This is a genomic window from Gallaecimonas zhanjiangensis, assembly GCF_057624825.1.
Map to the genome: position 1 here is coordinate 997,016 of NZ_CM172603.1, position 15,562 is coordinate 1,012,577.

A 15,562-nucleotide genomic window follows, 5' to 3' on the forward strand; every position below is an offset into this window, starting at 1 on the left:
CTTTGACTAATTGTTTAGCCTGCTAACTATATGCTATTATTCTTAGCATGCTAAGTAATTGGAGTGGGCTATGGAACGTAACCTCGGTTGGCTGATGAACCGCGCCGGCCTTATCTGGCGCACCGTGGTGGACCGCTACATGGCGGAGCTTGGCCTCACCCAGACCCGCTGGGTCACGCTGCTGGTACTCGATAAGGTTGGTGAAGGCTGCACCCAGACGGTGCTGGCGGCCAATGTTGGGGTTGAGCAGCCCTCTTTGGTGCGCACCTTGGGGCAGCTCGAAGAAGCCGGCCTGATTGCGCGTCGCCCCTCCCCCGATGATGCCCGCTGCCGCACCGTTTGGTTTACCCCGGCCGGTAAAGAGCTGCTGAGCAAAATGGAGCTGGTGGCTGCCGAGGGCCGGGAGCTGCTGCTCAAAGGCCTCTCCAGTGAGCAGCGCCTAGCCATGCACCAGATGCTCGAAATTGTTATTGGCAATGCCCAAGCCGTGCTCGAAGGAGAAAAATCATGACCGCCGATAAGCATTTTAACCGTTGGATGCGCCGCGCTGGCGTGGTGTTCCTGCTGGTGCTTGCTTATGTATTGATGGCCGACATGGCCATCCCCATGACCCCCCATGCCATGGTGCAGCGCCCGGTGCTGACCATTGCGCCACGGGTGGCAGGGGAAGTGGTGGAAGTGGATGTCACCAATAACCAGGCTGTCAAAGCTGGCGATCTGCTGTTTCGCATTGACCCGAGCGATTACCAGCTAGCGGTGCAAAAGGCTGAGCTGGCGCTGCGTGAAGCCCAGCAAACCAACGACAACCTCAAGGCGCAGCTGGCCCAGGCCGATGCCGCCATTACCGAGGCCAAAGCTGAAGACCTTGAAAAGCGCCGTGAACTCAAACGGCTGCGCGCCTTGCATCAGCGCAAACTGGTTAGCCAGCAACAGGTAGACCAAGCGGCCACCGATGTAGACGCCGCTGCCGCGCAGCTCTTGGCCGCCCAGGAAAAACGCCGGGCTATCGCTATCGATCTGGGCGGCGAAGGCGATCAGAACCTGCGCCTGCAACAGGCCCAGAATCAGCTAGACCAAGCGCGGCTGGATTTGTCTCGCACCGAGGTGCGGGCCCCGGAAGACGGCGTGGTATCCAACCTGCAACTGGTGTCTGGTATCCAGGCCCAGGCCAAACAGTCTTTGTTGTCGCTGGTGGTAACCGGCCGTGAGCGCATTGCTGCCGATTTTCGTGAAAAAACCCTCAAGGACGTCGCTGCCGATGCGCCGGCCTGGGTGGTATTTGACGCCTTGCCGGGCAAGGTTTTCCCGGCGGTGCTCAGCAGCCGCGACCTCGGTGTTGCCCAGGGCCAGCTGTCGCCCAATGGCCAATTGGCCCAACCCGACGACAGCGACCGTTGGGTGCGCGATGCCCAGCGCATCCGCATCTACGTGAAGCTCGATGACAACAAGCTGCCCCAAGCCTTGGTCACCGGCTCGCGCGCCACGGTGATGCTAACCGGCACCGACAGCGGCCTGCTGCGCTGGGTTGGTAAGCTGCAGATGAACATCGTGAGCCTGCTCCATTATGTCTACTAAGCCGATGGCGGCAGCGACTGCCGCCGCCTCAAGTCAGCTAACCAGCGCCGAGCAGCTCCGGTTGCTGCGCATTGCTTTTGGCAGTTGCGGCGGCTTTTTTATCTGCAAGCTGATGGGCTGGCCCTATGGGGTGTTCTTTACCGTCTTCCCGATGCTGCTGCTGGGGATGTTGCCCAAGTTTGACCGCCTTATCGCCGCCCAGTTTGTGATTGGCGCCTTTATGAATGTGGCGGAGGTGTGGTTCCTTTACACCTTCTTTGAGCCCTATCCGCTGCTGATGACCATGGGGGTGTTTGCGGTTTACTGCTTTCACTTTCGCTTGATGGCCAGTACCCCCTATTTCTTGCTGGGGGCTACCGGCCTGGTGACCTTGTCGACGCTGCTGCACTTTTCGAGCTACGTAGACACCAACATCATGGATATGGTGGCTTCCACCATCCTGGCCTCGATATTGTCGGTGGTGCTGGCCGCAGTGCTTTATTGGCTTATCCCCGAAGGTGAGCCAGCGCCCATGCCGCCTCGGCAGGCTCTGACCCCCTCACAGATCAATCACCGTACCTTTATGGGCGCCATCCTCGGCACCTTGTCGTTCATGGTGTTCCAAACCCTGGATCTTAAAGACTCGCTGTCGGCTCAGGTGGCCACCATGCTGGTGCTTTTTCCCATGACCTACCAAGGCACGCTGATTGCGGCCTGGAAGCGTTGTAAAGGTGTCGCCTATGGCTGCGCCCTGGCGATTGCAATGCAGCTACTGATGTACGACCTTATCAGCCACCTGCTGCTGGTGACGGTGGCCATGTTTATCACCGTGCTGATGGTAGCGAGGCTGCACCTGGTGGAGAGGGCCGGCTCTGGCCTTGGCTTTGGCGCCCTGACCACGGTGGGCATCCTCTTTGGCCAGTATATGCAGCCCGATAAAGACATCCTCTATGGCACCGCTTATCGGCTGACCTCGGTGGTGTGCGCCATGGCGGTGCTGATGATCTTCGCCTATTTGCTCGATGGGCTGCTAAACCGCTTTAACCTCACCCGCAATTAACAAAGCCGGCAATTGCCGGCTTTGTTTTTAAGCGCCCTGGGCATCTATTACCAGTGGCCAACCGGCCTGGGCCTGGTAGAGCACTTCTTGGTGCAGGTCGGCGCTCACCAATTCATGGCGTTTAAGCCAGATGGCCGGACAGCTCAACACCAGAGTTTTGTCGTCGGTGAGGCTCAGCGTCAGCTCCGGCAGGCGCAGGTTTTGGCGGCGCCGATGCAGCAGTATCGACAGGCGCAGCACCCTTAGCATCAGCATCGCATCTTGGTCGTTAAAGAGGTTGAAGCGGGGCAGAGAAAACTGCTTGAGGCCTTTTCGGGAATAGCGCACCAGGGTGGCCAGCAGTTGCTGCTGCTCTTGGTTAAAACCGATAAGGTCGCTGTTTTCAAGGATGTAAGCCGAGTGGCGCTGAATGCCGTGAAAGTTGATTTGCAGCCCCACCTCGTGCAGCTCGGCGGCCCAGCCCAGCAGGGCTTCGAGCTCGCGGTCTTTTTTCACTTGGCTAAAAAGCCTGATGGCCTTGCTGCGCACCCGCATCGCCTGGGGCCTGTCTACATGGTATTGGGCGGCAAGGGCGAGGGTGGTTCTGTCTCTTGGGTCCAGGTGGCCGGCCCCTGGCGCCATTTGAAACATCAGCCCTTCACGAAGGGCGGCATCTGAGAAGGTTAATGCCTCGATGCCCAGGGCTTTGAAGGAGGCGATAAGGATGGCAAGGCCAGCCGGGAACACCTGAATGCGCTCGTCGTTCACCGCTGGCAGCTTGAGCTTGGCCACGTCGCCCGCCTGCTGGCAAATCTTACGCAGCGCCTTGAGCTTTTTCAGGGTGATGGCGCTTTCCCCCGGCCATTTGGCCTGAATGCAGGCCTGCACTGCTTTAATGGTGCCGGAGCAGCCAATGGCCTGTTGCCAGCCCTCGTCCTTGTAGCTTTGTTCGATGGTTTCCAGCTCTTGGGCGGCGGCGGTTTCGGCTTTATTGAAGGCCGAATCGCTGAGTTTGCCGCCCTCAAAATAGCGCTGCTGGAAACTGACGCAGCCCATGCCAAGGCTCGCCAAGCGCCGGGTTTCAAGGCCACGGCCGATGATAAATTCGGTAGAGCCGCCACCGATGTCCATCACCAAGCGGCTGTCGTTGCCCGGCTGGGTGTGGGCCACGCCGTGGTAGATAAGCCGCGCTTCCTCGGCCCCGGAGATCACCTCGATGGGGTAGGGGTACACGGCCTTGGCGGCTTTTAAAAAGGCGTCGCCGTTGGAGGCGCGGCGCAGGGTGTAGGTGGCCACGGTGCGGACCCGGCTGGCCGGCAGGTTGCCGATGATTTCGCGAAACTTGGCCAGGCAATCGAGGCCCCTGGCCATGGCGGCGTCGGTCAGTTCGTAGTTGTCGCTTAAGCCTTCGGCAAGGCGCACCCGCTCCTTGGCTTTGTTGAGGATGCGAAAGGCGCCCTTAAAGTGGCTGGCTTTTAGTAGATGGAAGGAGTTCGACCCTAAATCCACGCAAACCAGCGGCACTTCCTGCTCTTCTGTCAAATGTTGTCTCCTTCTTCGACACGCTTAAGGTATTCGTAAATGGCCACCTGGGATTGCAGTTTACGGCGATTGCCGCGCCGCACGTACTGGTTCTGTTGGTCCATGTCCAGGACCCGTGCCTTGGTGGTGTCACGAAAATGTAAGGCAAGCATGTCGAGAATACGGTCCCTGAGCACCGGGTCAAGGATGGGTGTGCCTACTTCAACCCGGTGGTCGAGGTTACGGGTCATCAGGTCGGCCGAGCTGATAAATACCTGGGGCTGGCCGTTGTTGTGAAACACCATTACCCGGGGGTGTTCGAGGAAGCGGCCAACAATGCTGATGGCCTGGATGTTCTCCGACAGCCCCGGCACCCCTGGGCGCAGCGAGCACATGCCGCGCACAATCAGCCGCACTTTCACTCCGCTCTGGCCGGCATGGTAGAGGCGTTGGTTGATCTCTTTGTCCACCAGATTGTTGATCTTGAAGGTGATGGACGCAGGCAGCCCCTTCTTGGCGTTGTCTATCTCCTGGTCGATAAGGGCCAGCAGCCGCCGCCGGGCGTTTACCGGCGATACCAACAGGTGATTGAACTTGAACCTTTTGTAGGAGTTGATGATGAAGTCGAAGACGTTCTCGGCTTCCTGGGTCAGCTCCGGGTGAGTGGTGAACAGGCTGTAATCGGTGTAGATCTTGGCGGTTTTCTCGTGGAAGTTGCCGGTACCGATATGGGCGTAGCGCTTTATCTCGCCGTTTTCTTCCCGCCCTACCACGCACAGTTTGCAGTGCACTTTCAGGCTCGGAATACCAAAGGCCACCCGAATGCCGGCTTCGGTCATTTTGCGGGCCCACTCGATATTGGCCGCTTCGTCAAAGCGGGCCCTCAGTTCAATCACCGCCAGCACCTGTTTGCCGTTGTTGACCGCGTCAATAAGGGATTGGACGATGCGCGAATTGCGGGCCAGGCGATAGAAGTTGATGCGAATGGTTTTGACCTTGGGGTCAAAGGCGGCCTGGCGGACAAACTCGGTAAAGTGGCGGAACTTGTAATAGGGGTAATAGACCAGGATGTCGCCGGCGCTGATGGCGTCGAACACGGTGTCGTGCTTGGCAAAAGCGCGGCTGGTGAGCGGCGGCAGCTTATCGCTTTCAAGGTATTTGCGGCCCACGTTGGGGAAGGCGATGAAATCCTTGAAGTTGTGGTAGCGGCCCCCCGGCACCATGGCGTCGAGGTTGGAGATGCCAAGCTCTTTTACCAGCATGTCCAGCATCGGTTGCGGCATTTCCCTGTCGTACACCAGGCGTACCGGCTCGGCGGTAAGGCGCTGCTTTAGGCCAAGGCTGGTTTGCTCCAGAAGGCTTAGGGATATTTCGTCTTCCAGCTCGTAATCGGCGTCGCGGGTCATCTTCATGGAGTAGGCCGCGAGGCTGTCGAACTCGAAAAAGCCCTTGAACACCTGGGTCAGGCAAAGGCGCAGAATGTTGTCGAGCAAGATGAGAGTAGTGCGCTGGCGGGGGCTGTCGTCCGGCACCTTGACGAAACGGGGCACCGAGGTGGCGGGCACTTCCACCATGGCGTACTGGCTGTCGTCACCATTTTTGATGTCTACCACCAGGTAGGTGGCGTCGTCTTTGAGGCTGACCACCAGGTCCACCCCTTTTTGGATGATGATGGGGGCCACGTGGCGCAAAATCTTTTGCTGGAAGTAATCGTCTACCCAGGCTTTTTGGGCGTCGGTGAGCTGCTTTTCGTTCACCAGCACGATGTGGTAGCGGGCCAGGGCCATCATGCACTCGTGGTAAAGCTCGTCAAAACGGCTTTGCAGCGCCATCACCTTTTGCTGAATTTTGGCCAGCAGCACCAGGGCCTCTGGGTCTTGGCCCGTTTCTTCGTGATGCTGGGCGCGGCGGCGTACATCGGCTACCCGCACCCGGAAGAATTCGTCCATGTTGTTGGAGTAGATCCCCAAAAAGCGGATCCGCTCAACAATGGGAACCGACTTGTCTGCCGCCTCCTGCAATACCCGTTCATTAAATGACAGCCAGGACAGTTCTTTTTCAAAAAAGGGGGCGACAGCGCTCATCAACAGCAAATCCATGAAGGTTGGTGACTGCCCGCATTCTAGAGGGCAGGGGAGTCTCCAATATGACGGTTATGTGACACTTGGCTCATCCAGCTCCAGCATCCAGTCGTCACCGCAGGCCTCCAGCAACTCGCGGATCTGCTCATGGGTTACGTCTTTGGGCACCCGCAGCCGGGCCTTGGCGATAAAAAGCTCGCCGTAATTGTGGGCCGGGCGGCACTTGGTGGTCATCTCCTCGATATTGACCCCGAGCTTGGAGAGGGTACTGGTCAGCTCGTGGACGATACCGGTGCGGTCATTGGCCACCAGGCTCAGCTGGCAGTCATGGCCATCGGCGCTGGCCGGGGGCAGCAGGCCACCTTCGGCAATGCGGATATCCAGATCTTCAATATCCTGGAGCGCGGCGGCAAAGGCGATGTAGTGCTCCTCGGGGATTTTGACATCGACAATACCGGCAAAACGGCCGGCCAGGTGGGCCAGGCTGGCGCCAAACCAGCTACCCTGGTGCTCAAATACCAGTCTGGACAACTTTTCGACGATCCCGGGCTTGTCGGGACCGAAAACACACAAAGCCAAGTGTCGCATAAGTATTCCTTATGTTACTGTTATAAAAAGAATTAGCAGTTACTCACCCCTATGTAAAGGCAGCGGCTTGTAACGTAACTGTCATAAAACTTCCATATAATTCCGCTCTTCACTTTTCCCCTGAGGTAACCATGTCGCAGGCGCAATCAGTGCACTTGTCAGCCAATCGCAGGCGTCTTATCAAAGACCGCCTTGCCAAGTATGGCGTGACTCTGGGCGGCGTCATGGTGCTGGTTGCCTTGTTGTTGATCTTCTTTTACCTGCTGTACGTGATTTTGCCGCTGTTCAAAGGCGCCGAAATCACCCAGGACGCCAGTTGGCAGCAAGGCGCCGGCCGTACCTTGGCGTTGGGCCTGGATGAGCAAAACAGCCTTGGCTATCGCATCAGCGACACCGGCGAGCTGGACTTTTTTGCCGTCAAAGGCGCCGAGGCCGGTAAAACCCTCAAAGCCTTCAACTTGGGCGGCGCTGTGTCAGCCATTGCCGCTACCTTGCCGGTACAGCAAAGCTACGCCGTCGCCACAGGCGGCAACAGCGTGAAGGTCATCAAACCCAGTTTTAACGTCAGCTATGGCGACAAGGGCCGGCAAACCACCCCGGCCCTGGCGTATCCCCTAGGAGAAGACGCCATCGAGGTGCTGCCGGCCGGGCGCACCATAAAAGCCCTGGGTTTTGAATACCGCTCTGACGGCGCCGTGATCCTCGCCCTTGGTGATACCGGCCGGTTGTGGCTGACCCGCCTTAGCGCCGAAGAAAACTTTCTGACCGGCGAGAGGGAATGGCAGCAAAGCCGCCTGGAGCTGGCCACCGATGGCCGGGTACTGAGCGCGCTGCGGGTAAACCCCAACCTTCGCCAGATTTACGCCCTGGCTGGCTCGCAGCTGGTGGTGTACGACATTCGTGACCCCGAGCACGCCTCCCTGACCCAGGTGCTGGATTTGGCCGATGCCAAAAACCCGGTGACGGCCCTGGCGTTTTTGTCCGGCGCCAACTCCATTTTGGCCGGTACCCGTAACGGCACCATCAGCCAGTGGTTTGAGGTGGTCGGGAGCAACGGCCGCCATTTTGCCCATATCCGCGACTTCAAGCTGGGCCAATCGGTGGTGGCGCTGGCGGGGGAGTTTAATCGTAAGGGCTTTGTGGCAGCCGGTAGCCAAGGCAAGGTGGCGCTTTTTCATGCCACCTCTGAGGTAGAGCTGGCAGATTTAACCCTGCCGGGCGCCGCCGGTGATATGGCTTACGCCCCAAGGGCCAACGGCCTGCTGGTAAGCGACGATAAAGCGCTGCATTTTTTTAAGGTGGATAACCAGCACCCGGAAGTGAGCTTCAAGGCGCTGTGGCAGAAGGTGTGGTACGAGGGGTATCAGGCCCCGGATTACGTCTGGCAGTCCACCTCGGGTTCTGACGATTTTGAGCCCAAGTTGAGTCTTGCCCCCCTGGCTTTTGGCACCATCAAGGCCGCCTTTTACGCCATGCTGTTCGCCACGCCCCTGGCATTGGCGGGCGCCATCTACACTGCTTATTTCATGTCTGCTGGCATGCGCCGCTTTATCAAGCCGACGGTGGAGATCATGGAAGCGCTGCCGACGGTTATCCTCGGCTTTTTGGCCGGCCTTTGGCTAGCGCCGTTGGTGGAAGAGCACCTGCCGGGCATCGTCGCGCTGTTGATTATGCTGCCGCTTACCATGCTGCTGGTGGCGGTGCTGTGGCAGCGCTTGCCGCAAAAGCTTCGCCACAAGGTGCCTGAGGGCTGGCATGCCCTGGTGCTGGTGCCGCCGCTGGTGTTGGTGGGCTACGGCACCATGGCGCTCAGCCCGGTGCTGGAACACTGGCTGTTTGGGGGCGACACCCGCCTTTATCTCACCAATGTGTTGGGCATGGACTTTGACCAGCGCAACGCCCTGGTGGTGGGCATTGCCATGGGCTTTGCGGTTATTCCTACCATTTTTACCATCGCCGAAGACGCGGTGTTCTCGGTACCCAAGCATCTGACGCAAGGCTCGCTGGCCCTTGGCGCCACTCCCTGGCAGACCCTTACCCGGGTGGTGCTGCTTACCGCCAGCCCCGGTATTTTCTCGGCGGTGATGATGGGCCTTGGCCGCGCCGTGGGCGAAACCATGATTGTGCTGATGGCTACCGGCAACACCCCGGTCATGGACTGGAACATCTTTGAGGGCATGCGCACCTTGTCGGCCAACATCGCCGTGGAGATGGGCGAGTCAGAAGTGGGCAGCTCCCATTACCGAGTGCTGTTCCTGGCCGCTTTCGTGCTCTTTATCTTTACCTTTTTGTTCAACACCGTGGCCGAGTTTATCCGCCAGCGGCTGCGTGAACGCTATAGCTCCCTGTAACCGTCGTGAGGACCGGTATGAAGACATGGTTCAAATCAGGCTCGCCGTGGATCTGGATGACCGCCGGGGCTGTCAGCATCAGCCTTATCTCGGTGATCGGGCTGCTACTGCTTATCGCCTGGCGTGGCTTGACCTACTTCTGGCCTGCCGATGTGTACCAGTTCGAAGTGCGCCAAGCTGACGGCACCGCCCAGCAGGTGATCGGGGAGATTTATGACCGCGAACAGGTGCCGGTGGAGCGCCTTCGCAACAGCGGCATCAAGCTTGAGGGCCTTGCCCCTGACGCTGATGTGACCCGTTACCTCATCAAAACCGGTAACCGTGACCAGTTGGGCCTGGATTTTCGCACCCTGCTGGCGCCAGACGTTATTACCCAGAGCCACCCCAAGGGCATTGCGGTATTGGAGCGCGAAGAAAACGGCAACTTCTATGGCTTTGTCGAGCAGCTGGACGTTAATGGTAAGACCATTTCCGGTGAGCCTCTGAAGGCGGCTCTGGCGGGTGAGATTGCCAAGGTTGATGCGCTGCGCGCCGAGGCCCAAACCCTGCAAAGCCGCGATATTGGCCGGGTGAACTTCGAGTTGGAAAAGCTTCGCTTAAAAGAGCGGCGCTTGGCGCTGGACGGCAAGCTCGATGACAGAGCCAAAGCCGAGCTCGCCGGCGCCCGTGACGCACTGCACCAGCAATATCAGGGCATGGAGAAATCCCTGTTTGCCCTACGCGGCGCCATGGACAAGAGCTTTGTGACGGTGCAGATGATGGGGGGCAAATCGGTGCGCTTGCCTCTGGCCAAGGTGCTGGATGTAACCTACCCCAACGACATGTCTACCGGCCAAAAGATTGGCCGCTACTTCAGTGGGCTTTGGCATTTTGTTTCTGACGCGCCCCGCGAGGCCAATACCGAAGGCGGGGTGTTCCCGGCCATCTTTGGTACTGTGTTCATGGTGCTGCTGATGTCGGTTATCGTCACCCCCTTTGGGGTCATTGCCGCCATTTACCTGCACGAATACGCCGGCAAAAACGTCGCCACCAAAATCATCCGCATCGCGGTCATCAACCTGGCCGGTGTTCCGTCTATTGTCTACGGGGTGTTTGGCCTGGGCTTTTTTGTGTACTTCATGGGCTCGAACATCGACAAACTGTTCTTCCCCGAAGCGCTGCCCACCCCCACCTTCGGCACCCCTGGGGTGCTGTGGTCGGCCCTGACCCTGGCCATTCTTACCTTGCCGGTGGTTATCGTCTCCACCGAAGAGGGCCTGACCCGCATTCCGTCGAGCCTGCGCCAGGGCTCCTTGGCGCTGGGGGCCACCAAGGCCGAGACCCTGTGGCGCATTGTTATTCCCATGGCCAGCCCCGCCATCATGACCGGCCTTATTCTGGCGGTAGCCCGCGCCGCCGGGGAAGTGGCGCCGCTGATGCTGGTGGGGGTGGTGAAACTGGCGCCGACCTTGCCGGTGGACGCCAACTTTCCCTTTGTGCACCTTGATCGCAAGTTCATGCATCTTGGCTTTCATATCTACGATGTGGGCTTTCAAAGCCCCAATGTCGAGGCGGCCCGGCCCCTGGTCTACGCCACGGCATTTTTGCTGGTCACCGTCATCATGACCTTGAACATCACCGCTATCGGAATTCGCAATCACTTGCGGGAAAAATTCCGGTCGCTGGAACACTAAGCTTAAGGGGTAACCCATGATCTCCATCAGACCCGACATGACCCCTAACGAGCAGAAGCTGGACTTGAACCGGCTGCCTGCCGACAAAACCGCTCTGACTATCGACGCCCTGAGCCTTTACTACGGCCAGAAGCAGGCGCTGTTTGATATTTCCATGGCCATTCCCAAGCGCCAGGTCACCGCCTTTATCGGGCCGTCTGGTTGCGGTAAGTCCACCTTGCTGCGCTGCATCAACCGGATGAACGATCTGGTGGATGGCTGCCGGGTGGAGGGCGCCATTGCCCTTAATGGCAATAATGTCTACGCCAAAGGGGTGGATGTGGCAGCGCTGCGCCGCCAGGTTGGCATGGTGTTCCAGCGCCCCAACCCTTTCCCCAAATCCATTTACGAGAACGTGGTGTATGGCCTTCGCCTGCAAGGCATTAACGACAGGCGAGTGCTGGACGAAGCGGTGGAAAAATCCCTCAAGGGGGCGGCGCTGTGGGACGAGGTGAAAGACCGGCTGCATGACAATGCCTTTGGCCTTTCCGGTGGCCAGCAGCAGCGCCTGGTGATCGCCCGCGCCATCGCCATCGAGCCCGAAGTGCTGCTGCTGGACGAACCCACCTCGGCCCTTGACCCTATTTCCACCCTCACCATCGAAGAGCTGATCAACGATTTGAAAAAGCAGTTCACGGTGGTGATCGTCACCCACAATATGCAGCAGGCGGCCCGGGTTTCAGACCAAACCGCCTTTATGTACCTGGGCGAGCTTATCGAGTACGCCGACACCAACAGCATTTTCACCAAGCCGATGAAGAAAAAGACCGAAGATTACATCACGGGTCGTTACGGTTAAGGAGCCAAGATGGACAACATGAACCTTTCACGGCACATCTCCGGCCAGTTCAACCATGAGCTGGAGCATGTGCGCAACATGGTGCTGACCATGGGCGGCCTGGTGGAAAAGCAGCTGGACGACGCCATTCGCGCCGTGCACGACCGCGACGGCAACCTGGCTGAAAAGGTAGTAGAGGGTGACCGCCAAGTGAATGCCATGGAAGTGGCCATCGACGAGGAATGCACCCGTATCATTGCCAAGCGCCAGCCGGCAGCGTCAGACCTTCGCCTGGTGATTGCCATTATCAAGACCATTGCCGACTTGGAGCGCATAGGTGACACCGCTGAGCGCATCGCCAAAATTGCCCTTGGCAGCTACGAAAGCTCCCACATGACCCTGCTGGTGAGCCTCGAGTCCATGGCCTATCACGTGCTGAAGATGGTGCGCGACACCCTGGACGCCTTTGCCCGCATGGACGTTGACGCCGCCCTGACGCTGCACGCCGAAGACGTACGGGTTGACCGGGAGTATGAGTCGCTGTTTCGGGAATTGATGACCTACATGATGGAAGATCCCCGTTCCATCCCCAAGGTCATTGAAGTGATGTGGGCCGCACGCGCCCTGGAGCGTATCGGTGACCGCTGCCAAAACATCTGCGAATACATTATCTATTTCGTCAAAGGCAAGGACGTGCGCCATATCGCCCGGGCCGACTTTGAAATGGACATCAAAGGCCAATAAAAAAGGCGCCTAAGGGCGCCTTTTCAGTACCGCTCTGGTACCCAGTTGCAGTCTTTGTCTGGGGCTAGTTCCTTGCCTTTGACTTCACCCAACGTCACTTCTGGGTAATGCGGCGGGCGGTAGGGCAGTTGGCTCAGCAGGTGGCTGATGCAGTTAAGGCGCGCCTTTTTCTTGTCGTTGGCATCGACGATAAACCAGGGGCAGTGGCGGCTGTCGGTGTCCTTGAACATGCGGTCGCGTGCATGGGCGTAGGCCTGCCAGCGCTCGCGCCCTTCCAAGTCCATTTGTGAGAACTTCCAGCGTTTAAGGGGGCTATCCAGGCGGGCCTGAAAACGCTTTTGCTGCTCATCTGGCGAGACGTTAAGCCAATACTTGATAAGAACGATGCCGTCGTCCACCAGCAGTTTTTCAAAGGTAGGGCAGGCGCTGAGAAAATCCTCGTATTGCTGCTCGCTGCAAAAGCCCATCACCTTTTCTACCCCGGCGCGGTTGTACCAGGAGCGGTCGAACAGCACCATTTCCCCTTTTGCCGGCAGGTGCGCCACGTAGCGCTGGAAATACCACTGGCCCTCTTCCCGCTCCGTGGGCACCCCAAGAGCCGCCACTTTTACATGGCGAGGGTTGAGGTTGGCAGTAATGGTTTTGATGATGCCGCCCTTACCGGCAGCGTCGCGCCCCTCAAACACCACTATTACCCTCAGGCCCTGGTCCTGGATCCACTGCTGCAATGCCACCAGCTCTTTTTGCAAAGGCGCTAACGCCTCCAGGTATTTGTCTTTTTTCATGGTTTTAGCCCCAGAATGTACTGCCATTGCTGCTCGGTAACCGGCATCACTGAAAGGCGGCTGCCTTTTTGCACCAGGGCCATGTCACTCAGCGCCGGGTCGCTTTTGAGCCTGGCCAGGGGCAGTACCGCCGGCCAAGCTTCGACAAAGCCGATGTCCACTCGGCGCCAGCGCGGTTTGGCTGGATCGGATTTGGCATCGAAGTAAGGGCTTTTTTCATCAAACTGGCTGACGTCGGGGTAGCTTTCTCTGACGACTTCGCCAATACCGGCAATACCCACGTCCTTGCAGCTGGAGTGATAGATAAACACAGTGTCGCCAAGGCGCATCTGATCCATGAAATTTCGGGCCTGATAGTTACGCACACCGTCCCAAGGACTGGTTTTTTGCCTGAATAGATCACGAATAGAAAACAGATCCGGCTCGGTTTTCATCAACCAATGGGGCATATCAAATTCCCTGTGCCATAGTTTTTAGTGGCAGCCTAGCAACACACAGGAGGAGCTTCCATGGTTAGTAAGGACGATTTATCCGTTGGTATGTTCTACAAGCGCCTCAACGGCATTGGACGTATCATCGCGATAAGTGAAAAGGACGAAATGGTTACTATCCGCGATCTTGACCACAGCCATACCACCATCGCCCATGTATCCCAGCTTGACCCCGGTCTGGTGCTGGATGAAAGCATGATGTGGGACTGTGAGGACTAAGCGAAAGACAGCGAGATTTCCCCCAATACGAACCCTCTTCACAAGTAGCCTTGGCTACTTGTTTTTTTATCCGTGATTTTTCTCATTACTTTCGGACAGGCAAAAAAAAGCCGGGATAAACCCGGCAAGCTGTGCAATTTCAAGGACAGGAATAAAAGGGAGATGTTTGGTTCAGGAGACGACGGGCCATAACGGCAAATCACTCGCCTCTTGAGAAAACCGCTACAGTCTACGCGCCGAATGCACTATCATCGAAGCGAAGAAAAGTGATGACTTTAATCGGAACCCCCTATTATGAGATTGCCGAGCATCAAGAATCTGACCTACTTGCTGGCACTGGAAGAACATCAGAACTTCAACCGTGCCGCCAAGGCCTGCAATGTCTCCCAATCCACCCTTTCTGCCGGTATTCAAAACCTTGAAGAGCAGTTGGGCTGCCAGCTGATTGAGCGGGACAACAAGTCGTTCCTGTTTACCGCAACTGGCCTTGAAGCCATTAACCGCGCCCGCGATATCGTTAATCACACCCGCGATCTGGTGGAGTTCGTGCAAAACCAGGCTTCGCCCATGAGCGGGGAAGTGCGCCTGGGCTGTATTCCCACCATCGCGCCTTTCCTGCTTTCCAAGGTGGTGACCCAGGCCAATGACGCCTATCCGGAGCTCAAGCTGCTGCTGCGGGAAGACACCACCCAGAACCTGCTGGCCATGCTGGAGCGCGGCGAGCTGGACTTGATCTTGCTGGCCCTGCCGGTAGACACCAAGGGCTTTCACACCATGCGCCTGGGCAAGGACCCCTTCAGCCAGGTGATGCACAAGGAACTGTTTGAAAAGTGGGGCCAGGACCCAGACCCGAAAAAACTGCCGGACCGCAGCGTGTTCTTGCTGGAAAAGGAGCACTGCCTGACCGATCACGCCGTCAGCGCCTGTCACTTGACCGACTCCACCAAGATAAACCCCTTTGCCGCTACCAGCCTCCACACCCTGGTGCAGATGGTTAACGCCAAGCTGGGCACTACTTTCTTGCCGCAGTTGGCCATCGATGCCGGCATTCTGACCGGCACCGATCTGGTGGCCAGCCGCATGGCTGATGAAAACGCCTATCGCGAAATCGGCCTGGTATGGCGCCAAACCTCCAGCCGCATCCGTACCTACCGGCGCTTAGGGGAGCTGATCGCCAAAGAGCTGCCCGAGTCTCTACTGTAAGCTCGCTTTACCTCAACACCCCAAACGCCGGCCTTGTGCCGGCGTTTTGTTTGAGCGGCTGTCTGGCCGCCATATCTTGTACTTCTCTTACACTCATCCTCTCAACTTTCGCTTTTTTTGTCCTGCCTTCCAGATGGCCATGTGGCCGAGAAAACCCGTTAAACATCAACTTATTGATTTAATAGGTTTTTGTTTGTCTTCGGTATTTTTGGCTTTTCTCTTTTTGTAAAAATATTTCATTTTACTTTCATTTTTACTTTCCGTGTTGAAAGTGGCTAATCAGATAATAAAGGTTATTTGGTAATACCAATTAGTGCTTAAGCTCTAAATTTTTAATATTAAAAAGTCATTTAAAATCAATAGTTTGTATTTTACATTTGCTGTTGTTTAAATTTTGTTGTTGATTGACGTTGAAAAATGTCTCAGTGTTTTTGGCAGGTTTTAGGCAACTGCAAACGGTTTCAGGAATCCCTTGTTTGTGGTTGCTACATTTCAA

Annotated in this window: 14 protein-coding genes; 9 read left to right on the forward strand and 5 right to left on the reverse strand. The window is 57.3% G+C overall.

Annotated features, from left to right (window positions below; genetic code table 11):
• Positions 1 to 70 precede the first annotated feature (70 nt).
• From AC22G1_RS04690 to AC22G1_RS04700, 3 genes are read left to right on the forward strand one after another with little or no spacing between them, the layout of a single operon-like run.
• The gene (locus AC22G1_RS04690; RefSeq protein WP_487315737.1) at positions 71 to 511 is read left to right on the forward strand and encodes a MarR family transcriptional regulator; all 441 of its coding nucleotides are present in this window, start codon (positions 71 to 73) and stop codon (positions 509 to 511) included.
• On the forward strand, positions 508 to 1,575 hold the full coding sequence (locus tag AC22G1_RS04695; protein ID WP_487315738.1) for an HlyD family secretion protein: 1,068 nt from the start codon (positions 508 to 510) through the stop codon (positions 1,573 to 1,575). The genes AC22G1_RS04690 and AC22G1_RS04695 overlap by 4 nt, the downstream gene beginning before the upstream one ends.
• Positions 1,565 to 2,614 carry a DUF2955 domain-containing protein gene (locus tag AC22G1_RS04700; protein WP_487315739.1) on the forward strand — a complete coding sequence of 350 codons (1,050 nt, stop codon included), beginning with the start codon at positions 1,565 to 1,567 and terminating at the stop codon, positions 2,612 to 2,614. The genes AC22G1_RS04695 and AC22G1_RS04700 overlap by 11 nt, the downstream gene beginning before the upstream one ends.
• Positions 2,615 to 2,641: 27 nt before the next feature.
• On the opposite strand, the gene ppx is transcribed toward AC22G1_RS04700, so the two are convergent.
• From ppx to AC22G1_RS04715, 3 genes are read right to left on the reverse strand one after another with little or no spacing between them, the layout of a single operon-like run.
• Positions 2,642 to 4,135: an exopolyphosphatase gene (gene ppx, locus AC22G1_RS04705; RefSeq protein ID WP_487315740.1), complete on the reverse strand. Its 1,494-nt coding sequence runs from the start codon at positions 4,133 to 4,135 to the stop codon at positions 2,642 to 2,644.
• Positions 4,132 to 6,213 (reverse strand): polyphosphate kinase 1, encoded by a 2,082-nt coding sequence (gene ppk1, locus AC22G1_RS04710; RefSeq protein WP_487315741.1) that lies wholly within the window; start codon positions 6,211 to 6,213, stop codon positions 4,132 to 4,134. The genes ppx and ppk1 overlap by 4 nt, the downstream gene beginning before the upstream one ends.
• A 54-nt stretch (positions 6,214 to 6,267) precedes the next feature.
• Positions 6,268 to 6,726, reverse strand: a complete 459-nt coding sequence (locus AC22G1_RS04715) for a glycine cleavage system transcriptional repressor (RefSeq protein WP_487315742.1) — start codon at positions 6,724 to 6,726, stop codon at positions 6,268 to 6,270.
• A gap of 188 nt (positions 6,727 to 6,914) precedes the next feature.
• Between AC22G1_RS04715 and AC22G1_RS04720 the strand changes: the two genes are divergently transcribed.
• From AC22G1_RS04720 to phoU, 4 genes are read left to right on the forward strand one after another with little or no spacing between them, the layout of a single operon-like run.
• Positions 6,915 to 9,134, forward strand: a complete 2,220-nt coding sequence (locus AC22G1_RS04720; protein ID WP_487315743.1) for an ABC transporter permease subunit — start codon at positions 6,915 to 6,917, stop codon at positions 9,132 to 9,134.
• Between the two features lie 17 nt (positions 9,135 to 9,151).
• The gene (gene pstA / locus AC22G1_RS04725; RefSeq protein ID WP_487315744.1) at positions 9,152 to 10,807 is read left to right on the forward strand and encodes a phosphate ABC transporter permease PstA; all 1,656 of its coding nucleotides are present in this window, start codon (positions 9,152 to 9,154) and stop codon (positions 10,805 to 10,807) included.
• Between the two features lie 37 nt (positions 10,808 to 10,844).
• Entirely contained in the window at positions 10,845 to 11,645 is an 801-nt protein-coding gene (gene pstB / locus AC22G1_RS04730; protein ID WP_336391513.1) for a phosphate ABC transporter ATP-binding protein PstB, read from the forward strand.
• Positions 11,646 to 11,654: 9 nt separating this feature from the next.
• A complete protein-coding gene (gene phoU / locus AC22G1_RS04735) occupies positions 11,655 to 12,368 on the forward strand; it encodes a phosphate signaling complex protein PhoU (RefSeq protein WP_487315745.1) in 714 nt (237 codons plus the stop codon).
• Between the two features lie 23 nt (positions 12,369 to 12,391).
• Here the strand turns inward: phoU and ppk2 are convergent, their stop codons facing one another.
• Both ppk2 and AC22G1_RS04745 read right to left on the reverse strand, forming a co-directional pair.
• A complete protein-coding gene (ppk2, locus tag AC22G1_RS04740; protein WP_487315746.1) occupies positions 12,392 to 13,153 on the reverse strand; it encodes a polyphosphate kinase 2 in 762 nt (253 codons plus the stop codon).
• Entirely contained in the window at positions 13,150 to 13,602 is a 453-nt protein-coding gene (locus tag AC22G1_RS04745; RefSeq protein WP_487315747.1) for an EVE domain-containing protein, read from the reverse strand. The genes ppk2 and AC22G1_RS04745 overlap by 4 nt, the downstream gene beginning before the upstream one ends.
• Positions 13,603 to 13,662: 60 nt before the next feature.
• Here AC22G1_RS04745 and AC22G1_RS04750 point away from each other — a divergent pair, with 60 nt between their 5' ends.
• Positions 13,663 to 13,863, forward strand: a complete 201-nt coding sequence (locus AC22G1_RS04750; protein WP_050657217.1) for a hypothetical protein — start codon at positions 13,663 to 13,665, stop codon at positions 13,861 to 13,863.
• 294 nt (positions 13,864 to 14,157) lie between these two features.
• Positions 14,158 to 15,066 (forward strand): hydrogen peroxide-inducible genes activator, encoded by a 909-nt coding sequence (locus AC22G1_RS04755; RefSeq protein WP_487315748.1) that lies wholly within the window; start codon positions 14,158 to 14,160, stop codon positions 15,064 to 15,066.
• Positions 15,067 to 15,562 lie beyond the last annotated feature (496 nt).